General features: G+C 63.7%; 20 protein-coding genes and 1 riboswitch. Of the genes, 4 read left to right on the top strand and 16 right to left on the bottom strand.

Translation table 11 applies throughout. From position 1 onward, the window contains the following. Positions 1-87: 87 nt before the first annotated feature. Both ACFOKF_RS05675 and rsmI read right to left on the bottom strand, forming a co-directional pair. Entirely contained in the window at positions 88-441 is a 354-nt protein-coding gene (locus ACFOKF_RS05675; protein ID WP_380793893.1) for a YraN family protein, read from the bottom strand. Beyond that, on the bottom strand, positions 438-1,280 hold the full coding sequence (gene rsmI, locus ACFOKF_RS05670) for a 16S rRNA (cytidine(1402)-2'-O)-methyltransferase (RefSeq protein ID WP_380793891.1): 843 nt from the start codon (positions 1,278-1,280) through the stop codon (positions 438-440). Before rsmI ends, ACFOKF_RS05675 begins: the two co-directional genes overlap by 4 nt. Before the next feature lie 11 nt (positions 1,281-1,291). Between rsmI and ACFOKF_RS05665 the strand changes: the two genes are divergently transcribed. Next, positions 1,292-2,497: a penicillin-binding protein activator gene (locus ACFOKF_RS05665; RefSeq protein ID WP_380793889.1), complete on the top strand. Its 1,206-nt coding sequence runs from the start codon at positions 1,292-1,294 to the stop codon at positions 2,495-2,497. Between the two features lie 21 nt (positions 2,498-2,518). Here ACFOKF_RS05665 and ACFOKF_RS05660 read toward each other — a convergent pair whose 3' ends face one another. Together ACFOKF_RS05660 and ACFOKF_RS05655 are read right to left on the bottom strand one after the other, a co-directional pair. Next, positions 2,519-3,295 (bottom strand): ABC transporter ATP-binding protein, encoded by a 777-nt coding sequence (locus ACFOKF_RS05660; RefSeq protein ID WP_380793887.1) that lies wholly within the window; start codon positions 3,293-3,295, stop codon positions 2,519-2,521. Beyond that, positions 3,289-4,287: a FecCD family ABC transporter permease gene (locus tag ACFOKF_RS05655; protein WP_380793885.1), complete on the bottom strand. Its 999-nt coding sequence runs from the start codon at positions 4,285-4,287 to the stop codon at positions 3,289-3,291. Before ACFOKF_RS05655 ends, ACFOKF_RS05660 begins: the two co-directional genes overlap by 7 nt. A 122-nt stretch (positions 4,288-4,409) precedes the next feature. Here ACFOKF_RS05655 and ACFOKF_RS05650 point away from each other — a divergent pair, with 122 nt between their 5' ends. After that, a complete protein-coding gene (locus tag ACFOKF_RS05650; RefSeq protein WP_380793883.1) occupies positions 4,410-5,219 on the top strand; it encodes an ABC transporter substrate-binding protein in 810 nt (269 codons plus the stop codon). A 36-nt stretch (positions 5,220-5,255) separates the two neighbouring features. On the opposite strand, the gene ACFOKF_RS05645 is transcribed toward ACFOKF_RS05650, so the two are convergent. Further along, positions 5,256-7,094: a TonB-dependent receptor plug domain-containing protein gene (locus ACFOKF_RS05645; protein WP_380793881.1), complete on the bottom strand. Its 1,839-nt coding sequence runs from the start codon at positions 7,092-7,094 to the stop codon at positions 5,256-5,258. A gap of 168 nt (positions 7,095-7,262) precedes the next feature. Next, positions 7,263-7,473, bottom strand: a riboswitch (cobalamin riboswitch). Positions 7,474-7,542: 69 nt separating this feature from the next. Continuing rightward, positions 7,543-8,355: a formate dehydrogenase accessory sulfurtransferase FdhD gene (gene fdhD / locus ACFOKF_RS05640; protein WP_380793879.1), complete on the bottom strand. Its 813-nt coding sequence runs from the start codon at positions 8,353-8,355 to the stop codon at positions 7,543-7,545. A gap of 116 nt (positions 8,356-8,471) precedes the next feature. On the opposite strand from fdhD, the gene mobA reads away from it, so the two are divergent. Further along, a complete protein-coding gene (gene mobA, locus ACFOKF_RS05635) occupies positions 8,472-8,993 on the top strand; it encodes a molybdenum cofactor guanylyltransferase (RefSeq protein WP_380793877.1) in 522 nt (173 codons plus the stop codon). Positions 8,994-9,011: 18 nt separating this feature from the next. Here the strand turns inward: mobA and cobA are convergent, their stop codons facing one another. The 9 genes from cobA to ACFOKF_RS05590 form a co-directional block, all read right to left on the bottom strand. Continuing rightward, positions 9,012-9,779, bottom strand: coding sequence for a uroporphyrinogen-III C-methyltransferase (gene cobA / locus ACFOKF_RS05630; RefSeq protein WP_380793875.1), 768 nt, complete (start codon positions 9,777-9,779; stop codon positions 9,012-9,014). Continuing rightward, on the bottom strand, positions 9,776-10,111 hold the full coding sequence (gene nirD, locus ACFOKF_RS05625) for a nitrite reductase small subunit NirD (RefSeq protein WP_380793873.1): 336 nt from the start codon (positions 10,109-10,111) through the stop codon (positions 9,776-9,778). Before nirD ends, cobA begins: the two co-directional genes overlap by 4 nt. A 4-nt stretch (positions 10,112-10,115) precedes the next feature. Further along, positions 10,116-12,623 (bottom strand): nitrite reductase large subunit NirB, encoded by a 2,508-nt coding sequence (nirB, locus tag ACFOKF_RS05620; RefSeq protein WP_380793871.1) that lies wholly within the window; start codon positions 12,621-12,623, stop codon positions 10,116-10,118. 209 nt (positions 12,624-12,832) lie between these two features. Further along, a complete protein-coding gene (locus ACFOKF_RS05615; protein WP_380793869.1) occupies positions 12,833-14,041 on the bottom strand; it encodes a hypothetical protein in 1,209 nt (402 codons plus the stop codon). Between the two features lie 182 nt (positions 14,042-14,223). Beyond that, the gene (locus tag ACFOKF_RS05610; RefSeq protein ID WP_380793867.1) at positions 14,224-15,468 is read right to left on the bottom strand and encodes a nitrate/nitrite transporter; all 1,245 of its coding nucleotides are present in this window, start codon (positions 15,466-15,468) and stop codon (positions 14,224-14,226) included. A gap of 216 nt (positions 15,469-15,684) precedes the next feature. Further along, positions 15,685-16,899 (bottom strand): CmpA/NrtA family ABC transporter substrate-binding protein, encoded by a 1,215-nt coding sequence (locus tag ACFOKF_RS05605; RefSeq protein WP_380793865.1) that lies wholly within the window; start codon positions 16,897-16,899, stop codon positions 15,685-15,687. Continuing rightward, on the bottom strand, positions 16,896-17,477 hold the full coding sequence (locus tag ACFOKF_RS05600; RefSeq protein ID WP_380793863.1) for an ANTAR domain-containing response regulator: 582 nt from the start codon (positions 17,475-17,477) through the stop codon (positions 16,896-16,898). Before ACFOKF_RS05600 ends, ACFOKF_RS05605 begins: the two co-directional genes overlap by 4 nt. A gap of 84 nt (positions 17,478-17,561) precedes the next feature. Then, positions 17,562-19,691, bottom strand: a complete 2,130-nt coding sequence (locus ACFOKF_RS05595) for a TonB-dependent receptor domain-containing protein (RefSeq protein ID WP_380793861.1) — start codon at positions 19,689-19,691, stop codon at positions 17,562-17,564. Positions 19,692-19,903: 212 nt separating this feature from the next. Beyond that, positions 19,904-22,171 carry a glycoside hydrolase family 3 N-terminal domain-containing protein gene (locus ACFOKF_RS05590; protein WP_380793859.1) on the bottom strand — a complete coding sequence of 756 codons (2,268 nt, stop codon included), beginning with the start codon at positions 22,169-22,171 and terminating at the stop codon, positions 19,904-19,906. 216 nt (positions 22,172-22,387) lie between these two features. On the opposite strand from ACFOKF_RS05590, the gene ACFOKF_RS05585 reads away from it, so the two are divergent. Next, positions 22,388-23,053 carry a type II restriction endonuclease gene (locus ACFOKF_RS05585; RefSeq protein WP_380793857.1) on the top strand — a complete coding sequence of 222 codons (666 nt, stop codon included), beginning with the start codon at positions 22,388-22,390 and terminating at the stop codon, positions 23,051-23,053. Here the strand turns inward: ACFOKF_RS05585 and ACFOKF_RS05580 are convergent. After that, positions 23,050-23,970 carry a DNA adenine methylase gene (locus ACFOKF_RS05580; RefSeq protein ID WP_380793855.1) on the bottom strand — a complete coding sequence of 307 codons (921 nt, stop codon included), beginning with the start codon at positions 23,968-23,970 and terminating at the stop codon, positions 23,050-23,052. The two genes, ACFOKF_RS05585 and ACFOKF_RS05580, sit on opposite strands and share 4 nt — an antisense overlap. Between the last annotated feature and the right edge of the window lie 145 nt (positions 23,971-24,115).

Raw genomic sequence — 24,115 nt, 5'->3', positions numbered from 1 at the left:
CTGTCGAGAACGCTTTCTCGACTTCGGTTCTCGGCTTCGCTCGAACCTCCGCTCGAAATGAACGGGATTGATAGATGGCAGGGATAGTCACCCCCCATGCCAGACATTGGCCAGATGGCGTGGCGGGCGGCCCGGCGCAAGGAGGATGACGTCGATTCGCATGTCATCCCCCGCTTTTGCCAGATCATGCCACAGGATTTCGGCCGCAGCCGCCACCCGCGCCAGCCGCCTTTCATCGATGGCGACGTCCAGTTCCGCCGCGCTCCCCCGCGCCTTCACCTCGACAAAGGCGATCATCGATCCGCGCCGCGCGACCAGATCGACTTCCCCCGCCGGGGTCCGCATTCGCCGGCCGACAATCTGCCAGCCTTTCAGGCGCAGCCACCAGGCGGCGATGCGTTCGGCCTGCCGCCCGCGCTTCTCCGCCTGCTGTTTCCTCACCCTTTCAATTCCATCGCCCGATCATAGAGCGTCCGCCGGTCGAGGCCGAGTTTCTTGGCCACTTCCCCCGCCGCCTTGGACACCGGCAGGCGCGTCATCGCCTCCAGCAGGGCAGCGTCTGCCTCCTCGGCGCTGGCGGGCGGCGCCTCGCCCGGCGGCCCAACGATGACGACGATCTCGCCCTTGGGCGGCGCATCGGCATAGCGGGCGGACAATTCGGACAGCGTGCCGGTCGCCGTCTCCTCATAGGCCTTGCTGATTTCCCGGCTGACCGCCGCGTCCCGATCGCCCAGATGCGCCGCCATGGCCGACAGGCTTTCCGACAGGCGCGGTCCGCTTTCATAGAAGACCAGAGTCGCCCGCAGCGCCGCCACCTCGTCCAGCGCATCGCCCCGCGCCTTCGCCTTGTTGGGCAAAAAGCCCATGAACAGGAAGCGATCAGTCGGCAGGCCCGACAAAGTCAGCGCCGCGATCGCCGCGCTGGGTCCGGGCAGGGTCGTGATCTTCCGCCCCGCCGCCCGCGCATCACGCACCAGCTTATACCCCGGATCGGAAATCAGCGGCGTCCCCGCATCCGACAGCAAAGCCACCGATTCGCTCGCCATCCGCTCGATCAGGCGGATGCGGACATGATCGGCGCTATGATCATGATAGGGCAGCATCGGCCGGTCGGACCCGGCATGGCGCAGCAGCCGCGCGCTCACCCGTGTATCTTCCACGGCGACCACATCGGCCAGTCGCAGGACTTCCGCCCCGCGCGGCGTAAGGTCTGCAAGGTTGCCGATCGGCCCAGCCACGATATAAAGCCCGGGTTCAAGCCCAGAAGGTTCAGTTTCCATAAGGACGCCAGATGACAGAGACGGATGCCCCCCGGCAAGCAAACATGTTCGCCGCCGCAAAAAGGGGGGCGCGGATCGCCTTCATGGGCGCGGCCTTGTTCCTGGCCGCCTGTCAGTCGATCGTGCCCAAGGGGCCAGCACCGACCACGCCGACCGGCCCCGCCCAGCCGACAGGCCCCGAAGTCGTCCAGGGCCTGCCGTCCGACGCCACGCGCCATCGGGTCGCGTTGCTGGTGCCGATGACCGGCACCAATGCCGGGGTTGGCCAGTCGATCGCCAACGCCACCACATTGGCGCTGCTGGATACTAAGACGGACCGGGTGCGCATCACCACCTATGACACCGCGCTGGGTGCGGCGGCTGCGGTGAACAAGGCGCTGGCCGACGGCAACCGCCTGATCCTTGGCCCCCTGCTGGCCGAAGACGCCCGCGTCATCGGCCCGATCGCCGCAAAGGCCAATGTGCCGGTCATCAGCTTCTCCAACGATGCCAGCATTGCGGGCAGCGGTGTCTATGTGCTGGGTTACAACACCGCCCAGTCGATCGACCGGGTCGTCGGCTTCGCTAAGGACAAGGGGCTGACCCGCTTCGGTGCGCTGGTGCCGCGCGGCGTCTATGGCGAACGGGCGGGCAATGCGCTGCTGCGCGCGGTGGAGCAGGCCGGCGCAACCGTAGTGTCGATGCAGAGCTTCGACCGCTCGCCCGCATCGATCACGGCGGCGGTCAGGAAATTGCAGGCGTCGTCCAGCTATGACGCGCTGCTGATCGCGGACAGCGGCCGTGTCGCGCTCCAGGTCGCGCCGATCGTACGCAAGAATGGCGGCGCCACCGCCCGCTTGCTGGGCACCGAATTGTGGAACACCGACACGTCGCTGGCCGCCAGCCCCGTGCTGCGCGGGGCGTGGTTCGCCAGCGTGTCCGACACCCTCTATCGCCAGCTCGCAACCAAATATCGCGCCCGTTATGGCGCAGCGCCCTTCCGCCTGTCCTCGCTCGGCTATGATTCGGTGCTGCTGACGGTGCGGATCGCGCAGGACTGGAAACCGGGCACGCCCTTCCCCGCCGCTCGGCTGCGCGATGCGGGCGGTTTTTCCGGCATTGACGGCGCGTTTCGCTTCAACCGGCAGGGCGTCGCCGAACGCGCGCTGGAAGTAAACGAAGTGGGCGCCGGCGCATCCACGGTTGTCGATCCCGCGCCGCGCGGCTTCGGGGATTGATATTTCCGCCATGGGGCGGGTTTATCGAACCCGTCCCGTTGGCAGGATCATCGGACCATCGCCCGCCTGCTCGATCCGCGCGGTCACGCCATAGACCTGCGCCAGCGCCTCCGGCGTCAGCACCTCCATCGGCGCGCCATCGGCGACCAGTGCACCGCCCTCCATCAGCAGCAGCCGGTCGCAATAGCGCGCCGCCATGCTGAGATCATGCAGCACCGTCACCACCAGCGCCTTGGCCCGCGCCTCCTCCCGCAACAGGTCCATCACATCGATCTGATGCCCCGGATCGAGCGCGGCGAGCGGTTCGTCGGCGATCAGCGCCCGCGCGCCCACCGCCAGCGCCCGCGCCAGCAACACCCGCGCCCGCTCGCCACCCGACAATTCGGTCGCGACCCGGCCCTTCAGATGCAGCACATCGGCCCGCGCCATCGCCGCCTCGATCGCCGCCTCATCCGCAGCCGTCAGGCGGGACAACGGCCCCAGATGCGGCAACCGACCCAGCGCCACCAGCCGCTCGACACTCAGCGGCCAGTGCAAAGTCTGGCCCTGCGGCAGATAAGCAACCGACCGCGCGATCGCCTGCCGATCGAGCTGCGCCACATCCTGCCCGTCGATCGTCACTTGCCCCGCCTGCGGCTTGGCAAGGCCCAGCAGCGCCCGGATCAGCGTCGACTTGCCCGCGCCATTGGGACCGATGATGCCGACCAGCGCGCCCGGCGTCAGCGTCACATCCACATCGCGCACCGCCGCATGGCGACCGAGGCGGACGGAGAGACTGTCTGCGCGCAACGTCACCACAGGCGCTTCTCCCGCATCAGGTGGATCAGGAAGACCGGCACGCCCAGCAGCGCCGTCACCACGCCCAGCTTGAGTTCGCTGCTGGTCGGGATCAGCCGCACGCCAATATCCGCCAGCGTCAACAGCGCCGCGCCGCCCAGCAGGGAGGGCAGCAACACGGCATAAGGCGACCGATCGGTCAGCGGCCGCACCAGATGCGGCACGATCAGCCCGACGAAGCCGATCGCCCCCGACACCGCCACCGCGCCGCCCACACCCACGCCCACGCCCAGCATCATCCGCAATCGCGCCGCCGACAGGTTGACGCCCAGCGCCTGCGCGCCTTCCTCGCCCAGCGTAAGCGCGTCCAGCGTCCGTCCATCCGCGATCAGCAGCGCCGCGCCGATCGCGACGCAGGGCAGCGCGATCCAGACATGGTCATAGCTGCGATTTTCCAGGCTCCCCATCAGCCAGCTCATGATTTCCATCGCCGCGAAGGGATTGGGGGACAGGTTCAGCGACAGGCTGATCCCCGCCCCCGCCAGCGTCGCCACCGCAATGCCGGCCAGGATCAGGGTCAGCGGGCTTTCCGCCGATCCCGACAACAGGAACAGCGCGCCGATCGCGATCAGCGCGGAGCCGATGGCCAGCACCGGCAACGCCAGCGGATGCAGTTGCGCCAGCCCGAAATAGAGCGCGCACACCGCCCCCAGCGCCGCCGCATTGGACGCGCCCAGCACCGATGGTTCGGCAAGCGGATTGCGCAAATAGCCCTGCAAGGCCGCACCCGAAACGCCCAGCATCGCGCCCACGATCAACCCCAGCAGCATGCGCGGCAAGCGCAGGTCGATGATGATGGCACGGGCAATCTCATCGCCCCCCCCGGTCAGCACGGCCGCGATCCGCCCCGGACTGAGCGCCACCGCGCCGAGCATAACCGATCCGAACGCCGCAAGGATGACCAGCAGCAACAGGCCCGGAATCAACAAGGGGTGATAGCGGCGCGCGGTCATTTGCCGCTTCGCTGGTTGAAGGTGCACCGTGTTCCTGCGAAAGCAGGAGCCCAGTTCTGACATCTCAACTGGGTTCCTGCTTTCGCAGGAACGCGCTGTGCCATTGGATTGGTAGCATTTCCGTGATCCGCCCATTGACCTTTACTGCGATCGCCCTTTGCCTGCTGACCGGCGCAACCGCGCCCCAGCCCCCGCGCAGGATCGTCTCGCTCAATGTCTGCGCCGATCAATATCTGCTGGCGCTGGCCGATCCGGGGCAGATTGCGGCGCTCAGCAGCAATGCCCGCGATCCCGAACTGTCGGCGGCGGCGGACAAGGCGCGCGGCCATCGCACGCTGCGCCGTCCGTCGGAGGAAGTGCTGGCGATCCGGCCCGACCTGCTGGTCGGTTTCCCGCTGGGTCCGGGTGCCGTCGCCGGTGCGCCGCCGGGCCAGTGGCGCACGCTGGGCGTCGCCAGCGCCGACAGCTATGCCGCGATCCTCGACCAGATCCGCCAAGTCGCCCACGCCGTCGGCCATGTCGACCGGGGCGAAGCGCTGATCGCGCGGATGAACCGCGACCTTGCCGCCCTGCCAAAGGCCCGGCGCGGCGGCGTGGCGGCTTATTATCAGCGGCGCGGCTATATGACCGGCACCGGCACCTTGATCGACGATCTGATGCATCGGGTCGGCCTCACCAACCTTGCCGCAAAACTCGGCAAGCCCGCGCTGGCGCAGGTTTCGCTGGAGGAGATGGTCGCTGCCCGGCCCGACTGGCTGATCGTGGAAAGCGCCACCGACCATGTGGTCGATCAGGGAACCGAAATGCTGCACCATCCCGCTCTCGCCCGCATCCCGCGCATCAGCCTGCCGCAAAGCTGGACCGTCTGCGGCGGCCCCGCCTATGTGCAGGCCGCACGCGCAATCACGACGCGCCTGAACGCGCCGCGCTGAAAGGGCGGGCATCACGCCCGCCCTTCCCTGCAATCGTCAGAAACGGACACGCACCCCGCCATAAGCGGCGCGGCCGAATGTGTTATAGCCATAGGCCGTGGCGTATCCTTCATCGAACAGATTGTCGATGCGGCCATAGACTTCCAGATGATCGCCAACCGGCAGGGACGCGCGCAGCCCGACCAGCGCATAGCCGTCCAGCCGCCGCGTATTGGCCGCATCGTCGAAACTGTCGCCGACCATGGTGACGGTCGCGCCGGTCGACAGGCCGAAGAACCAGTCATAATCGGCCGACAGGCTGACCGCATTGGCCGCGCGGCGGGCAAGGCGATTGCCATAGGTCGCCGCGCCAGCCGAACGATCGCGCGCGTCGACATAGCTGTAGCTGCCCGTCACCGTCAGCGCATCGACCGGCTTCAGCGCAACCGATGCTTCCACGCCCTTGGCCCGGGTGCGATCCAGATTGCCATAGGTATAGGTGACGTAATCATAATTGATCTGGTTGCGGGTATCGCGGCGGAAGGCCGTGACCGACAACTGCGCACGGCCGCCGGCCAGACTCTGATCCAGCCCAACGTCATAGCTTTTCGACCGTTCGGGCGTCAGCGCACGATTGCCGCTCCATGGATCATACAGCTGATAGAGCGACGGCGCCTTGAACCCTTCGCCATAGCTGACGCGGATATTGGTCGCGCCGCCATTGGGCGTGTAGTTGGCGTTCGCGCCAAAGGTGGTCGCGCCGCCGAACTGGCTATGATCGTCATGGCGCAGGCCGCCGGTGACGGCGAGGCCGGTGAAGGGCTTCACGATCGCCAGACCATAGACGCTGTCGATGTTGATCTTCGCGCTCGCGGTGTCGCCAAATCCGAAATAATCATAATCGGGCCGTTCATGCTCGTAACCGAAGACCAGCTTCGCCTGATCGACCGGGGCATAGACGCCCTCATATTCGAAGCGCAAATTGGTGCCCGAATAGCCATAATCCGGGTCGGTGCCGCGCACGAAATAATAGTCGCGGTCGTTGCGCATCCAGGTGACGGCCGCGCGGTTGGTCAGCTTGCCGTCCAGCAGCGCCAGATTGACGCCGGCATAGCCGACATATTGGTCGACCTTCGAAACGTCGCTGCTGTCGGCGGGCGCGCCGAAGAAGCTGTCATAATCGAGGTCGGCATAGATATAATAGCCGCGCAGGTCGAGGCTCAGAGTATCGGTGAAGGCCAGCTTCAGCCGGGCGTTGGTGGCGATATTCTCATAGCCATCCCGCTCGGTGCCGCCAGCGGCCGAGGAAATGCCGTCGGTGCGATAATAAGCCGCACCGATCCCGCCGGACGCAATACCGGCGGTGCCGGACACATCCGCCTTGGCATTGAGCGTATCGGCATAGCCATAATCGATCGAGGCATTGCCCGCGAAACCTTCGGCCGGCGTCCCGGTCATCAGGTTGACGACGCCGCCGATCGCCTGACTGCCATAGACGACCGAATTGGAGCCGCGCAGCACTTCGACCCGGCGGATATTGGCGGTCAGCAAATGGCCGAAATCATAGCCGTCGCCGATACCGCTGGGATCATTCACCTTCACCCCGTCGATCAGCACCAGAGTCTGCGTCGTTTCCGCTCCGCGCAGCGACACGCTGGTCACGCCGCCGGTCGATCCGTTGCGGTTGAAGCGCACGCCCGGCGTCGTCGCCAGCAGATCGACGATGTCGGTCGCCTGCCGCTGCTCGATCGTCTTCGCGTCGATGACGGTGATCGCCTGCCCTACTTCGTCGCGCGGCTGTTCGATGCCGGTGGCGGTGACGATGATCTCGTCCTCCTGCGCCAGTGCCGGTGTCGCAGCCAGCAAGGCCGCGAGCGATATTCCCATTTTCAACATATAAGCCCCTATGGCGTCGCATGGCGACTATCAGGGTCGGGGCGTCCGCGCAGGCGGTCGGATGTTGGAGGGATGACGCCATGTCCCGCCGCAACCCGATGCGGCCCCGGCCGCACGGCGTCGCTCGACGGAAAACCCACCGTGCCCCGGCCATCCCCTGGACCAAAGCAGAGCGACCAAGCGCCGGCAGGTCTCCTGGCTCGCGGGTCGTTGCACGATGCATCAGCCTTCCCGGATGGGCTCCAGTGGCCGGTCTTTCGACCCCATGCATCGCGCTATCCGCTTACAGTTGCAGGGACAGCCACGGAATTGGGCGCTCGCGCACCCGCACCGCATTCCCGTTTCAGCCCTCACGGGCACCGGCGCGATCTGTTTGCAGGAAAAGAACAACCCCTCCCCACGCGCGGCGCTGTACGGGAAAGCCGGGGCGAATCCAAGCAGGGCGCGATTAAAGCGCCACAGCGTTGCCCCGCAGCAACAGCGCGTCGGATCGGGCCAGCGCGACCAGCGGCAATCCCGCCGCCGCCGCGCGTTCCGTCGCCAGGCGGGTCGGCGCGGAAATGGTGACGAGCAGCGGGCAATCGGCCAGCGCCGCCTTCTCCACCAGTTCATAGGAGCAGCGTGAGGACAGCAGCGCAAAACCGCCATCCCAATCCATGCCCTGCCGCGCCATCGCGCCGATCAGCTTGTCGAACCCATTGTGCCGCCCGACATCCTCCCGCACCAGCCGGATCGCGCCATCCGCACCGACCAGCGCGGCGGCATGGGCGGCACCAGTGGCGGCGTTCAGGGGCTGATGATCGCGCAAAGCCTCCAGCGCATGGAAGATCGCGGCCCGGTCCGCCCGCGAAGTCGTCGTCACGCGCGGCAACGGCCGGATCGCCTGCTCCAGATTCTCGATCCCGCACAGGCCGCAACTACTATCCGACGCACGATGTCGCACCCGATCGAGCAACCCCTCGGTCCGGTGCGGCGGCAATGTCGCGCGGGCGATCACACCGCTGTCGGTACGATGCACATCGACGTCCAGCAGCGCATCCTCCCGCGTCATCAGTCGCTCGGCCAGACTGAACCCCTGCACCAGATCGCCAATATCGGTCGGCGTCGCCATCAGCACAGCATAGCCCGCGCCATTATATTCGATCACGACCGGCACTTCTTCCGCCAGTTGCCGATCGATCGGCGTGGCCGCGCCGTCCGGGGTGAGCCGGATGAAGGTCAGGTGGGTATTCGGCGGCAGAACATCATTCTCATCATGCATCCCCACAATCTATGGCCCGGCCCGACATGTAGCAATGCGCGTCCTGCACCACGGCTGATGCAGAATATCGGGCTGAAATATGCTATGCTCAGACCGCGCTGATGATGGAGGCGGATATGCGCAGTGGACCGATATTGGGCGCCGTGCTGGCTGGTGGAAGATCCAGCCGATTCGGCAGCGACAAGGCGCTGGCATTGCTCGACGGAAAAACCCTGCTCGATCATGCGATGGCCGGCCTTGCCCCCCATGTCGCTGACGTCGTGCTATGCGGACGCGAGGGCGGACTGGCGGATCGCCCGCATCCCGACATGGGGCCACTGGGCGGATTGAATGCAGCGCTGCATCATGCGCTGAGTCACGGATTTATCGGCGTGCTGACCACCGGCTGCGACATGCCATTCTACCCGGCGGAATTGCCCGCCGCGCTGATCGGCGACAAGCCTGCCGTGCTACAGGGCCAGCAACTGCTCGGCTGGTGGCCGGCAACATTGGCGTTCGAACTGGACGCGCATCTGGACGAAGAGAATAACCGATCCATCTATGGCTGGCTGGAGCGCATCGGCGCCCGGATCGTGGAGGTGCCGGGGCTGACGCTGCCCAACATCAACCGGCCGGAGGATCTGGCTGCGCTGACCTGATGGCATTCATCGCGTTGGTCAGACGGAAAGCGCCACCTCCGCCGTAATGTCCGCAGCACAATGCGTCGCCGCCACCGCTTCGCCGATCAGCAGCAAAGTCGGATCTTCGTCGCTGATCGTCTGCACCAGAAAGGCGAGCGCACTGAGCTTGCCCCGGATCAGCCTTTCATCGGGCAACGAGACATTGACCGCCACCATCACCGGCGTTTCTGGGTCGCGCCCGGCAGCGATCAGCGATCGGCTGATCTCGCCCGCCGCTGCACGGCCCATATAGATGCCCAGCGTGCCGCCTGGCCGCGCCAGCGCTTCCCAGTCCAGCTTGAGCGACTCGCCCGCCTTCAGATGCGCCGTCACCAGCGTCAGCCCCCGCGCCACGCCGCGCAGGGTGAGCGACGCTCCGCCGCTCGCCGCCGCTGCGCTGGCCGTTGTTATGCCGGGACAGATATGGAAGCGGACGCCATCAGCGGCCAGATGCGCCATCTCCTCCGCCGACCGGCCGAAGACCGACGGATCGCCGCCCTTCAGCCGCACGACCCGCTTGCCTGCCTTGGCCGCCGCCAGCAGCAGATCGTTGATGCTCTCCTGCGCCTTGCTGTGGCGGCCGGAACGCTTGCCGACGCTCACCCGCTCAACGCCGGGCGGGATCAGGTCCAGCACGCCCGGCCCGACCAGCGCGTCGTAGAAGACGATCTCGGCCGCTGCGATCAGCTTTTCGGCCTTGCGGGTCAGCAGGTCCGGGTCGCCCGGCCCTGCGCCCACCAGCCAGACCTCGCCCGGCGCGATCATGCCGCCGCCTGCAGCGCGGTCGGGCGCGCGATCAGGATACGGCCATCCTCCTGCTTGACCGCGATGGTCGGCGTGCAGCCTTCGTCCGCGCCCTGCGCTTCGCCGGTTTTCAGGGCGATATTCCAGTTGTGCAGCGGGCAGGCGACGCTGTGGCCGTGGACGATGCCCTGGCTGAGCGGCCCCTTCTTGTGCGGGCATTCATTGATCAGCGCGAACACATGATCGTCGCCGGTGCGGAACACCGCGATTTCCTTCTCCCCCGCCAGTTGCACCGTGCGGGCGCCGCGCTGGGGAATGTCGGCCAGCGTGCCAATGTCGATCCAGTCGGTCATGATCTTACTCCGCAGCGATGGCAATGGGTTCAAGATGCTGGTGCAGTTCGGCATGCTGGCCGGCCGCACGTTCGGCCCAGGGATCATCCTGGCTGAAGCTTTGCGAATAGAGGAAGCGGGCGCGCAGCGCTTCGCGGCCGGCTTCATCCTCCACGATCCGCTGCTTGATATAGTCGACGCCGACCCGCTCGATCCACGGCGCGGTCCGCTCCAGATAGCGGGCTTCCTCGCGATAGAGCTGGGTGAAGGCGGCGCAATAATCCATCGCCTCCTGTTCGGTTGCGACCTTGCACAGCAGGTCGGTGGCGCGAACATGAATGCCGCCATTGCCGCCGACATGGAGTTCATAACCGGAGTCCACGCACACCACGCCGAAATCCTTGATCGTCGCTTCGGCGCAATTGCGGGGGCAACCCGACACCGCGATCTTGAACTTATGGGGCATCCATGAGCCCCAGGTCATCCGTTCGATCTTGACGCCAAGGCCGGTCGAATCCTGCGTGCCGAAGCGGCACCATTCGGACCCGACGCAGGTCTTCACCGTGCGCAGCGACTTGCCATAAGCATGGCCCGACACCATTCCCGCAGCGTTCAGATCGGCCCAGACGGCGGGCAAATCCTCCTTCTTGATCCCGAAAATGTCGAGCCGCTGGCCGCCCGTCACCTTGACCATCGGCGCGTTGAATTTCTCGACCACATCAGCGATCGCGCGCAGTTCGCGCGGGTTGGTCAGGCCGCCCCACATCCGCGGCACGACCGAATAGGTGCCATCCTTCTGGATATTGGCGTGCATGCGTTCATTGACGAAGCGACTCTGCTGATCGTCCTGATATTCGCCGGGCAGCGCGCAGAGCAGATAGTAATTGAGCGCAGGGCGGCAGGAGGAGCAGCCATCGGGCGTCGACCAGTGCAGCAACTGCATCACTTCGGGGATGGAGCGCATATTCTGCGCCACGATCTCGCGACGAACATCGTCATGGGTAAAGCTGGTGCATTTGCACATCGTTTTGGGACCGGATTTTACCTCATCGCCCAGCACGACAGTCAGCAGATTTTCGACCAAACCCGTGCAGCTACCGCAACTGGCCGACGCCTTGCACCCGGCGCGCACCGTGTCGAGGCTGCAATTGCCCGCTTCGATGCAGGACACCACCTGCCCCTTGCTGACGCCATTGCAGCCGCAAATTTCGGCATCGTCGGACAGCGCGGCGACCGCCGCCAGCGGATCGAGCGCGCCGCCGCCCGAAGCAAAAGCCTGCCCCAGGATCAGCCGTTCCCGGATTTCGCTGACATCTTCCTCGCGCTTCAGCAGATCGAAATACCAGCCGCCATCGACCGTATCGCCATAAAGCACTGCGCCGACGATCCGGCCGTCCTTCACCACGACCCGCTTGTAGACCCCGCGTGAGGCGTCGCGCAGGACGATGTCCTCGCACCCCGCCCCGCCAGAAAAATCGCCGGCGGAAAAGACGTCCAGCCCGGCAACCTTCAGCTTGGTTGACGTGACCGATCCCTTGTAACCGCTATGCTGGTCGGTCAGGCCATCGGCCAGGCTGCGGCACATGTCCCACAGTGGCGCGACAAGGCCATAGACATTGCCGTCATGCTCCACGCATTCGCCGACCGCCAATATGTCAGGGTCGCTCGTCACCATATGGTCATCGACCTGAATGCCGCGATTGACCGCGATGCCGGCTTCGCGGGCCAGCGCGGTCGACGGACGGATGCCCACCGCCATGACGACCAGGCTGGCCGGGATTTCGCGGCCGTCCTTCAGCCGGACGCCCTCGACCTTGCCGTCGCCATAAATGGCTTCCGTATTGGCGCCAGTCAGAATGGTCTGGCCGCGCCCTTCCAGCGCGGACTTGAGCAGCCAGCCGGCCGCTTCATCGAGTTGCCGCTCCATCAGCGTGTCCATCAGGTGGATGACCGTCACCTTCATGCCGCGCAGGGTCAGCCCATGCGCCGCCTCCAGCCCCAGCAGACCGCCACCGATCACCACCGCATCGCCACCAGCTTCGGCAGCCGCCAGCATCGTGTCGACATCCTTCATGTCGCGGAAGCTGATGACACCGGGCAGGTCCTTCCCCGGAACCGGGATGATGAAGGGGTCCGACCCGGTGGCGATCAGCAGCTTGTCATAGCCCATGGCGCGACCCGACTGGCTCTTGACGATCTTTGCGCCGCGATCGATCGCCGTCACGGGATCCCCCGCGATCAGCTCTATGCCATTATCGGCATACCATTCGCGCGTGTTGATGACGATGTCGTCGAAGCTCTTTTCCCCCGCCAATACCGGCGAGAGCATGATGCGGTTGTAGTTCACATAGGGTTCTGCGCCGAAGATGGTGACGCGATAGCGCCCCGCGTCCCGCGCCAGCAATTCCTCGACCGCGCGGCAGCCGGCCATGCCATTACCCACGACGACCAGATGTTCGCGAACATCCTCGAACGGCACCAGACCATCGTCCTGCGCATCCGCCTGACCGTCACCCCTGAGTTGCAATTCCATCCCCGGTCCTTTCGGAAAAGAAAAAGGCCGCCATCCAGACCCCCGGGCTTCAAATCCCGAAAGTCTGGATGGCGGCCTTGCCATCATCTGCGTCTTGATGGCCCGTCCCTGAACCATCGCGACTATGTAGAGAAGGACAACCTTGTCCCTTGCACTGCACCATAAACGGAATCGCCGATCGGCTCAAGCGATTCCGTCACGGCTTTCGATCAATAGGCCCAGTCCGCCTGCACCCAGAATTTCTTCGTATCGGTCGCCATGCTCTTTGCATCATAATCGGCATAGCGGATCGACAGCATCGTCTTCTTCACCTTCGCGGACGCGATAAGGTTGAGTTCATTGCCATAATGCTGGTCCAGCCGGTCGCTGTCGAACCGATGCCAGACTGCCTGCAATGAAACGCCAGACAATGGTCCCAGCTGCTTCCAGCCATAGCCCCCGCCGACATAGAGATCGCGGATGCCATTGGCAGGCGTGGTCAGGAATTTGTCGGCCCAGCCCTGAAATTTGAAATTGGTGCCAAGCGGCGTCTGGAAACTGGTGAAGGGCGCGCCGCTGCTGGCGCCCAGCACTTCATAGCCGGCATTCAGCTTCCATCCCTTCACGTCCAGCGTGGCGTCCGCCAGCCAGTAATCGGCGCTATAGTCGTTGGGATTGCGGTGATAATCCGACTGGCGGGCATAGCTCAGCTGATAGCTGATCTTCGCCGCCTTCGACAGCGACTGCGCGCCGGCCAGCCGCAATCCATAGGTCTGGCTGGACAGGCGGAACGCCTGAACGGCCGCTTCGTCCTGATCGACCAGATAGGCAAAGCCGGTCAGCGTGCCGACAGGCGTGACATAGGACAGGTTGGCGAAGATATTATCGCCGCCAACCGCCTGTTGCCGCGCGCCACTGCCCTGAAAACCCCAGATGGTGCGCACCGACCAGACATAGGCGACATCCAGCTTCACCCCCTTGGCCGGAGTCAGTTCGGCACGCACCGCATCGAAGGTCTGGCCATTGTCGCGAAAGGCGACGTTGCCGACGAAACGCTCGTCATCCAGCACGATCCTCTGCCGCCCGCCGGTCAGGGTCAGCGCCTTCGTCTTATATTGCAACTGGGCGATATAGAGGGCGATATTTTCAGGATCGGCAATGATCGGCCGGGTCGCAGCGCCATTCACCCCGTCATAATAATCGTCGACCACAGCGAGCGTCCCCTGCCCGACGATCGTCGCCGACAATGCGCCGCTGCTGGCCGTCAGCCCGGCGCGGGCGCGCAAGGTGAGAGCGTCGGATTTTTCTTCGGCCAGCCCGTCCTGATCGGCATGTTCGTAGCGCAGCCGCGCTTCGGCGACGGGTTTCAGGCGGATTTGCTGGGCGTAAGCCGGCCCTGCGACGGCCAGCATGGCCGCCGGTGCGAGAAGATATTTCATGGAAAGCACGTCCCCCCTCGGACGAGAAAGAGCATCGTGCGCAAAAGTGGGAACCGATTTTGCGCCTGAAACGATGCGATAACAAAAAACTGGAGCGCGCGGATCGCGTCCGACTGAACGCAGCGCGCTCCAGATGCAACCCGAATGGGGCGGCGGTCATTGCCGCCGCCCTCCTCTCCAGATCAGATGCGGGCGCCCGTCTTCCAGGTCGCGCGCCATTTGCCCTTCACCAGCGTCACGCCCAGCAGGGCAACGATCGCCAGTCCGGCGAAGATCAGGAAGCCCGGTGCGAAGCTGCCCGTCAGCTGCTTGGCAAGGCCCAGCGAACTGGCGAGGTAGAAGCCGCCAATGCCGCCCGCCATGCCGACAAGGCCGGTCATGATGCCGATTTCCGCCTGAAAACGCTGCGGCACCAGCTGGAACACCGATCCGTTGCCGGTGCCCAGCGCGAGCATCGCCAGCACGAAGCAGCCAAGGGCCGCAGGAAGGGTCGTCGCCTGACTGACGCCCGCCAGAGCGATGGCGGCCACGACATAGACGATCATCAGCGCCTTAGACCCGCCGATCTTGTCGGCCAGCGCGCCACCCATCGGGCGCACCAGCGACCCGGCGAAGACGCAGGCGGCGGTGCAATAACCCGCCACGATCGGCGTCAGGCCGAACTGGTCGGTGAAGTAGATGGGAAGGCTGGCCGCCAGACCCACGAACCCGCCGAAAGTAACGGCGTAAAAGGCCATCAACCACCAGGCATCAGCCTGCTTGAGCGGCTGGAAATACTCGACGATCTTCTTGGGCGCGGGCGCATTGGGCGCATCCTTGGCCATGATCATGTAGAGGACGAAGACGATCGCCAGCGGGATGCAGGCCAGACCCAGCACCGCATTCCAGCCGAAAATCTTGGCCAGCACCGGCGCAAAGAGCGAGGCGAGCACCGTGCCCGAATTGCCCATGCCGGCAAGGCCCATCGCCTTGCCCTGATGCTCTGGCGGATACCAGCGGCTGGCAAGCGGCAGTGCGATCGCGAAGCTAGCGCCGGCAAAGCCCAGGATCACACCCAGCGCCAGCGTGCCGCCAAAACTGTCGATCCCCGCAACCCAGGCGGTGAACAGGCCGGCGATGACGATGATCTGGCTGATCGCGCCCGACAATTTCGGGCCGATCCGGTCGACCAGCAGGCCGTTGACGACGCGCAACAGCGCGCCGGCCAGCGTCGGCGTAGCGACCATCAGGCCCTTTTCGGCCGGGGTCAGCGCCAGCGTCTTGGAAATCATCGGCGCCAACGGGCCGAGCAGCACCCACACCATGAAGGCGAGGTCGAAATAGAGAAAGGCAGCGATCAGGGTCGGCGCGTGGCCGGCCTTCCAGAAGCTGGTCGCGGGCGCAGGCGCGGCGTCCTGTCCTTCGCGATCCCAATAAGCAGTTGCCATGATACGTCCCCCAATAAACGGAAATGGACACGAAAAAAGCCGCAGCCCGGACAGCATCCCTCGGGATGATCCGGTCAGCGGCTTTGCTGCAATATATGGTGAGGATGGCGGCCCCACCCTTGGGACGGCGCATCCAGATAAGCGCGCTTCGTCGCGCGACCCCTATGTTATCTCGCGAATCGCATCATGTTGCAAGGCACAAAATTCTGCGTCGATTCAACGCGGCACCGCAAAACCGGCAAGGAAATCATCGATCCGTTCAGGATCAAACACCCGACCGTCGAAGAAGCGATCCGGCCCCAGCGTCAACTCACCCCGGCGCGATCCCACCGCCAGCGGCAGGTCAACCGCGCCTTCCACCTTCATGCTCGCGCCGGGCATCGGCATGTCGCTGTCTGCCAACGCGCGGCGGAATATATCGGGACGAAACACCCCCGCCGCCTTTGCAGCCGTCACAGCATCATGCTCCACCATGTTCCAGCGCACCAGTTGCGAATAGATCCACAGCGCCTGGCTGCGCCATGGAAAAGGCGTGGCCTCCCGGCTGAACAGCATGAAATCTGGATTGGCGATCGCCGCCTCCCCCGCCCGCGCCACGATCTGGCCAGACAGGGCGCGCAGGATGAGGTCGGCGGGCTGGTCGACATAGCGCGGATCGGACAGCAGATCGGCCAATACGGGATGATTGGCCGGATCGTCGCACCATAGGGCCGCCTTCGCCAGCGCCCGCAGCAGCCGATCAACGGTATCGGGATTTTCCTCCATCCATGCTTCGCGGAAGGCCAGCACCTTCTCCACCCCGCGCTGCCATATGCGTTCGCCGATCGCCACGGTTTCGGCCAAGCCCGCCTCGACCGCCGCCGTGCCCCAAGGCTCGCCCGCAATGAAGCCGTCAATCTCGCCCGCGCGCATCGCTTCCACCGTCAGCGATGGCGGCAATACGCGCAGCACCACGTCCCGATCGGGATCTATCCCTGCGCTCGCCAGCCAGTAACGCAGCATCAGCGCATGGCTGGAGAAGCGATGAACCACGCCGATAACCGGCTTGCGCCGCCACAGGCCGATCGCGGCCGCAAAGTCATGCGCGGTGCCCAGCGGATCGGCCAGCCGCGCAGCGACGTTCTGCTCCAGCGCCTTGGCGAAATCCGTCGCCATCACCAGCATATTGCCGTTGACGTTCAGCTTGTAGGGGGCGGCCAGCGCGGCGGGCTGCTGGCTGAGGCCCAGCGTCACCGCAACGGCCAGTGGCGCCAGCATCTGCGCGGCATGCACCTGCCCATAGACCAGCCGGTCGCGCAACGTCGCCCAGCTGGTCGTCGGGACGAGATCGATCGCCAGGCCCTCTTCTTCCGCAAAGCCCCGTTCGCGCGCCGCGACCAGCACGGCGGCGTCGTTCAGCGGCAGGAAGGCGATTTTCAAGTTGGTTGTCATAGCCCTCCTCCCAACAGGTCGCTGGCGGTGATCAGTGCCTGCGCCACATCGACAATGCGCTTGCCCTGATTCATCGCGCTCGACCGCAACAGCGCATAGGCGTCCTGCTCGGTCAGGCTGCGCTGGTTCATCAAAATGGATTTTGCGCGGTCGATGATCTTGCGATCGGACAGCGCCGTGCGCGCCTCATCCAGTTCCGCCTGTATCCTGGCAAAAGCGTTGAAGCGCCGCACCGCCAGTTCCAGCACCGGCTTCACCCGTTCCTTGCGCAGCCCGTCCACCACATAGGCGGATACGCCGGCGTCGATCGCCGCACCGATCATCGTTTCATCCGACTGGTCGACGAACATGGCGATCGGTCGGGCCAGCGCGCGGCTGACAGTCAGCATTTCTTCCAGCGTATCGCGGCTGGGGCTGCCCAGATCCATCAGCACCACGTCGGGCGCCATCCGCTCCAGCCGCGCGACGAAGGCGCCGCGCGGGGGCACGATATGAATATCGTCATAGCCCGCCTCGCGTAGCCCTTCCTCCAGGACCGTCGCGCGCAAGCCGCTGTCGTCGATGATGACGATTCGCATCTACCCCGCCTTCTTTTGCTCCGTAACTGACGACGATGCTGCGTCGCGTCAATCGGCGCTGAAGGCGGGGTCAGTGCTGCATGATCAGAAATCGACCGTGGCCGACAGCCAGAGGCGGCGACCTTCCTGATTGATCGAATAGGCCGGGGTATAGACCGTCACGGTCGGGCTAGTCTGATAGGGAAGATAGACCGCATAGTCGGTGTCGAGAATATTGTAGAGCGTCGCCGACAGGCGGAAGGCCGGCGTGACCTGATAATTGCCGCCCAGATGGAAAACTTCATAGCTGCGGAAATCGCCGACCGCCGTCTGCTGCGCATTGGCGCCGCGATAGCGGCTGGAACGGATTTCGGCGCGCGCCCAGACGCTGGCCTTGTCATCCAGCTTCCAGCGCAGATTGCCGTTCAGCATATGTTTGGGCATGCCGATCAGCGGCAAACCCTTTTCCGAACCGCTCAACTGTTCGGTTTCAGTATAGGTGTAGTTGGCCGACAGAGACAGGCTGGGCGTGAAGGCGAAGCGGGTCGCGACCTCGACGCCGCGGGTGCGCGCCTTGTCGATGTTGATCGACTGGCTCAGCAGGTCGACGGTCGGGAAAGGACCGACATCCAGACAGCCGGGGCGATTGGGATTGCCGGCAAACTGGCAGTTGGGAATGCCGGGGCCTGACGCGATCTTGTCATTGAAATCATTGTTGAACAGGGTGACGTTGCCGCTGAAGAAGCCCTGACCGTCATAATAGAGGCCCGCTTCGTAGCTCGTGCTGGTTTCCGGCGTCAGATTGGGAGAACCGATCAGCGGAATACGCCCCTGTCCGCCAAAGCCGATGATGCCATCGGCAATCTGTTCGACACGCGGCGTCTTGAAGCCACGGCTGACGCCGCCCTTCAGCGTGATCGCATCGGTAATGTTCCACACCGCATAGGCGCGCGGCGACCATTTGTTGCCGAAGGTCGAATGATCGTCATAACGCGCGCCACCGGTGATGTTGAACCCGTCAGTCACGGTCAGCGTGGCTTCGGCAAAGCCCGCCCATTGGGTGAATTTGAACGGTTCCGGGGCCACGCCCTCGACCATGCGCGCCTTCCAATATTGACCGCCCACGGTGAAGGCCAGAGCGCCGAACTTGCCGGCAAAACGGGAATCGAGAATGTCGTTGCGCGCCTCCAGCGTGCGCGGACTGCCCGGCACCGCGCCCGGCGTGCCATTGGGGATCAGGCGGCCGATGGTTTCCGTCTCGTTGCGGGTCAGCGTGGTGTCGAGCTGGCCAAAGCCCATGCGCCAGCTGTGCGCGACAACATAATTGCTGCGATTGAAACGCTGCTCGGGCGCATAACCGCCCGACCCCAGCGTGCCGAGCTGGCCCCGGCTATTGTCGTAACGCTGTTCGTTGCGGTCATATTCGAACCACAGATCATGATCGGCATGGGGCGTGATGCTGATCCGTCCGCCATAGGTATAGATGTCCGACTCGACAGGATTGCGGCCCAGCGTCAGCGCCGGATCGCCGGGGATTTCGATGTTCGATCCCGCACGGTGGAATACGCTGCCCCGCAGGGTCAGCCCGACCAGATTTTTGATCAGCGGTCCCTGCGCAAAACCGTTGACCGACTGGATATTGCCGAAACGGTCATCGCCCTGAATGGTGCTTTCCGCCGTCGCGGTGCCGACCCAACGATTGCCGACCTTGCGCGTGATGATGTTGACGACGCCGCCCATCGCATCTGAACCATAAAGGGTGGACATGGGGCCGCGCACCACTTCAATCCGATCGATGGCGGAGAAAGGCGGCAGGAAGCTGGTCGATGTTTCGCCAAAGCCATTGGGCGTGACGCCCCCCGGCGCATTCTGGCGTCGCCCGTCGATCAGGACCAGCGTATAGTCGCTGGGCATGCCACGGATGGAGATGTTGAGGCCGCCAGTCTTGCCCGCTTCGCCGCCGACGTCGACACCCTGCACATCCTGCAACGCTTCGGCGAGGCTGCCGAACCGCTTTTCCTGCAATTCCTCGCGGCCCAGCACGGTGATGCTGGCGGGCGCTTCGGTGATATTCTGTTCGTAACCAGCGGCGGTGACGACGATGGCGCTGCTGGATGGATCATCTGTTTCGGGTGCGGGCGCCTCTGCGGCAAGGGCTGGCGCGACCGTGGCGGCGGCAAGGACGAACAGGCTGGCGCGCAGCAGGGACGCGCGCGTAACGGATGCAGCAGACATGACAGACCCCCATGCAGATAAGAACGCGACTAAGTCGCATTAGATGCGCTCGCCTGTGATGATGCTGTCAGGGGTGGTCAATCGAACGACGGCGCCCGGCATTGCGGGGCAATGATTTCTTACAGTTAAGGCATGACCAGGCAGGCCGATCAGCTAATCCGGTCATATTTGCGCTACTTCTGCAACATTCCGCTACAATGAAGCAGTCCTCTCTACGCCTTTACTTCGGCATAGAGAGTGAATTGCGCATGGAGGCCGCCCACGCTGGACTGACCAATCCACAAATCAAAGACGCCCGGTTCCGCGACGCGCTGATTGCGCGCGCCCACAAACTCCAGGTCGGTGCGGGACAATGAGAAGCGCACAGTCCTGCTCTCGCCCGGTGACAAGGTGATGCGCTCCATGCGTTTCAATTCGCGGATCGGTCGGGTCCGGCTGGCCACGCGATCGCGCGTATAGAGCTGGACAACTTCGCTGCCCTTGCGCTGGCCCTTGTTGGTGATGCGCGCCGTCACCTCGATCGCCGCATCCCACCGCAGCGCCGCGTCGGACAGCTTCAACTGGTCGATGGCAAATTCGGTGTAACTGAGGCCATGGCCAAAGGGAAAACGGGCGCTGTTGTCGGTGGTGGCGTATCGCGCCTTATATTCGCTGCTGCCATTGTCCACGACCGGGCGGCCGGTCGACTTGCGATCATAATAGAAGGGCTCCTGCCCACTTTCCCATGGGAAGCTGACGGGCAATTTCGCCGATGGATCGACCTTCCCCAATATGATGTCGGCGATGGCGTTCCCCGCCTCGCTCCCCAAAAACCAGGTGGCCAGGATGGCATTGGCGTTGGCGACGCCATCATGCAAAGCCAGCGCGCGGCCATGACGCAGCAGCACTGCGACCGGCTTGCCCGTAGCGACCACCGCATCGGCCAGCGCCTGCTGCGCGGCCGGAATTTCGATCATGGTGCGCGACTGCGCCTCTCCCGACATGGCCTGCGATTCGCCGATCGCAAGCAGGACAAAATCGGCCGCCTTCGCCGCATCGACTGCGGCGGCGATGCCGCCATCGATGGCGCCGCTGATGTCGCTGCCGCGCGTCACGCTCAGCTTTGATGGGTCAGGCAGTGCCGCGCGCAAACCGGCGGCAATATCGACGCCCTTGTCGGGGTCGCCATAAAAAGCCCAGGGACCATAGATATTGGCGCGATCTTCCGCGAACGGCCCGATCAGGGCAATGCGCTGACCCTTCGCCGGATCGATCGGCAGCACGCCGTCATTCTTGAGCAGCACGACCGATCGCGCCGCCGACTCCCGCGCCAGGGCGCGATGGGACGATGTATAGATGCGGGTCTTTTCCGCTTCCTCATTCAGAGACCGATAGGGATTGTCGAACAGGCCGATCGCCGATTTCACATAGAGAATGCGGCGCACGGCAACGTCGATCGTGCCCATGGGCACCGCGCCGCTTTTCACCAGGTCTGGCAGGTATCGGATATAAAGGCCGCTTTGCATCGACATGTCGACCCCCGCCAGCACGGCAAGGCGGGCGGCATCGCGATCATCCTCGGCAAAGCCGTGGGCGACCAGTTCCTCGTCGGCGGTATAATCGGAAAAGACGAAACCACGGAACCGCATCTCGCCGCGCAATATGTCGGTGAGCAATTCGCCGTCCGCCGTGGCGGGGACGCCGTTAATCTCATTGAACGCCGCCATGGTGGTCAAAGCGCCGGCCGCAAACGCCTTGCCAAACGGGGGCAGATGCGTTTCGCGCAGCGTCTCCTCGCTAATGTCGACATTGCCATATTCCAGACCGGCGGCGACGGCCCCATAGGCAGCGAAATGCTTCGGACAAGCCAGCAAGCTGTCGTCGCGACGCAAATCCCGCCCCTGAAAGCCGCGAATGCGGGCGGCCGACAACAGGCCGGTCAGGGTAACATCTTCCCCCGCCCCCTCGACCACCCGGCCCCAGCGCTGATCGCGGGCGACGTCGACCATGGGCGCAAAGGTCAGGTGCAGGCCGGCCGCCGTCGCCTCGATCGCCATGGCGCGCGCGGTACGCTCGACCATGGACGGATCGAAGCAGGAGGATTCGCCCAGCGGCACCGGGAATATGGTCTTGAGGCCATGGATTACATCACCAGCGAACAACAACGGAATGCCAAGCCGGCTATCCTTGACCGCAATATCCTGCGCACGGCGCGCGCCAGCAACGCCGATGCCGTTGAACAGGCAACCGACCCGCCCCCTTCGCACTTCGTCGGACAGGCGCTTTTCATCCTGAATGCCGACCTGCGGGTTGGGCGGATTGAAAGGCCTGAAACTATCCGCCAGGCAGGTCATCTGCCCCGCCTTTTCCTCGATCGTCATCTTCGCGATCAGGGCGTCGACACGCTGCACATCGCTCTGCGCCAGCGCGCGAGGGGAAACGCCAAGCGCAAAAGCACCGCCCAGCGTGCGGATCATGAGGTCGCGACGGTCTAATATCATGCGGGGAGGGAAATAGCCTGACAAGGATGAACGGAACTTGTCCAACCAACCTCCGCGCTCGTATTTCGTTGCACTGCAACAAGCACGCTGCGACATATCGCCCCACGCCTGCGATGGCCGGGTAAGCGCTTCGCATGGCGCCCTACCCCACGCGAAGACGGCTGTATCCATTCGTTCTTCTTGACACCGGCCAGTCGGCTTGGTCTGTCGGCGACTATGTTTAAAGAGATTCTTGAAGCAGAGCTTGCGAAACTCTCTAGCAGCTACGAGGTTTGTGGCATCGTTGACCGCTCAGGGTGCGTCTATCCTCTTGGTGCCGACACCAAAGTGCTAAGCACCATTTTCGAATTGGTTAGCAGACCGGCTGTATATGCTGCGGCAGAGAAGCTCGGACTCGAGGTTTTTGAAGCGGAAAAACAAAACCACTATCCTGATTTTACTCTTGGCTCCGGAGAAGGTTGCAAACAGAAAATCGCGGTTGACGTAAAAACGACGTATCGCAAAGCCAATGGAACATTTCGTTTCACACTTGGCAGCTATACCAGCTTCATCAGAGGGACGGGAAAGAAGAACATCCTTTTCCCGTTTTCGGATTACGCAGAGCATTGGGTAATTGGGTTTGCCTATGACCGCGTCGGCAAGAAAAAGGCTCAGGCTGAGCACATGTTTGACGTAGGCTCGATCCGGGATATTCCTATCCCGTTCGATAACGTCGAGCATTTCTTGCAGGAAAAGTGGAAGGTCGCCAGCAAGAGCCCTGGCAGTGGGAACACGGCGAACATCGGCAGCATCACGGGCACGATTGATGAATTTCGTGCGGGCGGCACCGTGTTCGGCTCGGAAGAGGATTTCCTCGCCTATTGGCGCTCCTACGGCTCCTAGCCGTTTGCTGCTAACGCAAATAGCGGCAAGTCCGCCGTTGCCGCTATTGGGGCATCATCGGCGAAGGCGTTTGGTGAAACGACCAACGCCTCGATCATCTCGTTGCGTAGATCCTCGCTCGACCCGACATGGTAGAAATGCGACGTGGTTTCCATGGGGTATTCCGCGAACCAGCGGTCGAGATAGTCGTTCCTACGATACTTGTTCTCTAGCCACATCGAGACGGCAAAACCCGCTTCGCTGCCTATCAAGGCTTGCGCCATCTGGTCGGCTTCCTCGTCGGTGAAGCCGTTATAGTAGTCCGTGTGACGGCCAACGTAGGGTGGATCGCAGTAAATCATGTCGTTCGCTTGCGCTGATGCAACGGTCTCGTGCCACGGCTGGACTGCAAACTCCCAATCCTTCCCGGACATAACCTCTGCTGCCCAATCGATTTGATTGGCGATCTTCGTGACGAGCGCTTGCCGGAAGCGGTTCGGCTTCCGGCAGAAGGGCACGTTGAAGCGTCCCTTTGAATTGAAGCGCATAACGCCGTTGAAGCAGGAGCGGCTGAGGAACAGAAAATCGAGGGGGGCACCTTCATCGTTGAAGCGGTCGCGAATGAAGTAGAAATGTTTCTCGCCCGTCTCCAAGAGGTGTTGTCCTTCAATCTCCAAAAACCGTCGCGCGGCCGCGCCCGTGATTTGCCCGGATTGGACATCTTTGTAGAAATTGATGATGTGCTTGTTGGTGTCGGCCAACAGCGCTTTCTGCGGGGCGAGGTTAAGAGCCACAGCACCCGAGCCGACAAAGGGTTCTATCCAGCGCCCTTGACCCGACCAGCGGACGCTGGCGGCGATCATGGGTGTAAGCTTCGTCTTGATGCCCTGCGTTTTGATGGGGGGCGCTTTTGGGCGCACCTTTTTTGGGAACATCATCTTCTCCAGTCACTGGGCACGATCGGGTAGAAAGGCACCCTTGCGGACGTAGAACAGAAAAGCAACGAGATTGCCTCGGCGGATGGATGTTTGTCGCCGACAAACTTTTGGCAATTTGTGCGGGCTGATAAATTTGCTGGGTATT

The organism is Sphingobium rhizovicinum, assembly GCF_042647625.1.
Taxonomy (GTDB): Bacteria; Pseudomonadota; Alphaproteobacteria; order Sphingomonadales; family Sphingomonadaceae; genus Sphingobium; species Sphingobium rhizovicinum.
The sequence above is the reverse complement of the archived record's forward strand: the minus strand, read 5'-3'. Positions and strand labels throughout refer to the sequence as shown.

Bases quoted from the DNA above. Each gene is read 5' to 3' on its own strand.
- rsmI (WP_380793891.1), bottom strand. From the start codon at position 1,280: ATGGAAACTGAACCTTCTGGGCTTGAACCCGGGCTTTATATCGTGGCT.
- ACFOKF_RS05665 (WP_380793889.1), top strand. From the start codon at position 1,292: ATGACAGAGACGGATGCCCCCCGGCAAGCAAACATGTTCGCCGCCGCA.
- ACFOKF_RS05655 (WP_380793885.1), bottom strand. From the start codon at position 4,287: ATGACCGCGCGCCGCTATCACCCCTTGTTGATTCCGGGCCTGTTGCTG.
- ACFOKF_RS05645 (WP_380793881.1), bottom strand. From the start codon at position 7,094: ATGTTGAAAATGGGAATATCGCTCGCGGCCTTGCTGGCTGCGACACCG.
- fdhD (WP_380793879.1), bottom strand. From the start codon at position 8,355: ATGCATGATGAGAATGATGTTCTGCCGCCGAATACCCACCTGACCTTC.
- mobA (WP_380793877.1), top strand. From the start codon at position 8,472: ATGCGCAGTGGACCGATATTGGGCGCCGTGCTGGCTGGTGGAAGATCC.
- cobA (WP_380793875.1), bottom strand. From the start codon at position 9,779: ATGATCGCGCCGGGCGAGGTCTGGCTGGTGGGCGCAGGGCCGGGCGAC.
- nirD (WP_380793873.1), bottom strand. From the start codon at position 10,111: ATGACCGACTGGATCGACATTGGCACGCTGGCCGACATTCCCCAGCGC.
- nirB (WP_380793871.1), bottom strand. From the start codon at position 12,623: ATGGAATTGCAACTCAGGGGTGACGGTCAGGCGGATGCGCAGGACGAT.
- ACFOKF_RS05615 (WP_380793869.1), bottom strand. From the start codon at position 14,041: ATGAAATATCTTCTCGCACCGGCGGCCATGCTGGCCGTCGCAGGGCCG.
- ACFOKF_RS05610 (WP_380793867.1), bottom strand. From the start codon at position 15,468: ATGGCAACTGCTTATTGGGATCGCGAAGGACAGGACGCCGCGCCTGCG.
- ACFOKF_RS05605 (WP_380793865.1), bottom strand. From the start codon at position 16,899: ATGACAACCAACTTGAAAATCGCCTTCCTGCCGCTGAACGACGCCGCC.
- ACFOKF_RS05600 (WP_380793863.1), bottom strand. From the start codon at position 17,477: ATGCGAATCGTCATCATCGACGACAGCGGCTTGCGCGCGACGGTCCTG.
- ACFOKF_RS05595 (WP_380793861.1), bottom strand. From the start codon at position 19,691: ATGTCTGCTGCATCCGTTACGCGCGCGTCCCTGCTGCGCGCCAGCCTG.
- ACFOKF_RS05590 (WP_380793859.1), bottom strand. From the start codon at position 22,171: ATGATATTAGACCGTCGCGACCTCATGATCCGCACGCTGGGCGGTGCT.
- ACFOKF_RS05585 (WP_380793857.1), top strand. From the start codon at position 22,388: ATGTTTAAAGAGATTCTTGAAGCAGAGCTTGCGAAACTCTCTAGCAGC.
- ACFOKF_RS05580 (WP_380793855.1), bottom strand. From the start codon at position 23,970: ATGATGTTCCCAAAAAAGGTGCGCCCAAAAGCGCCCCCCATCAAAACG.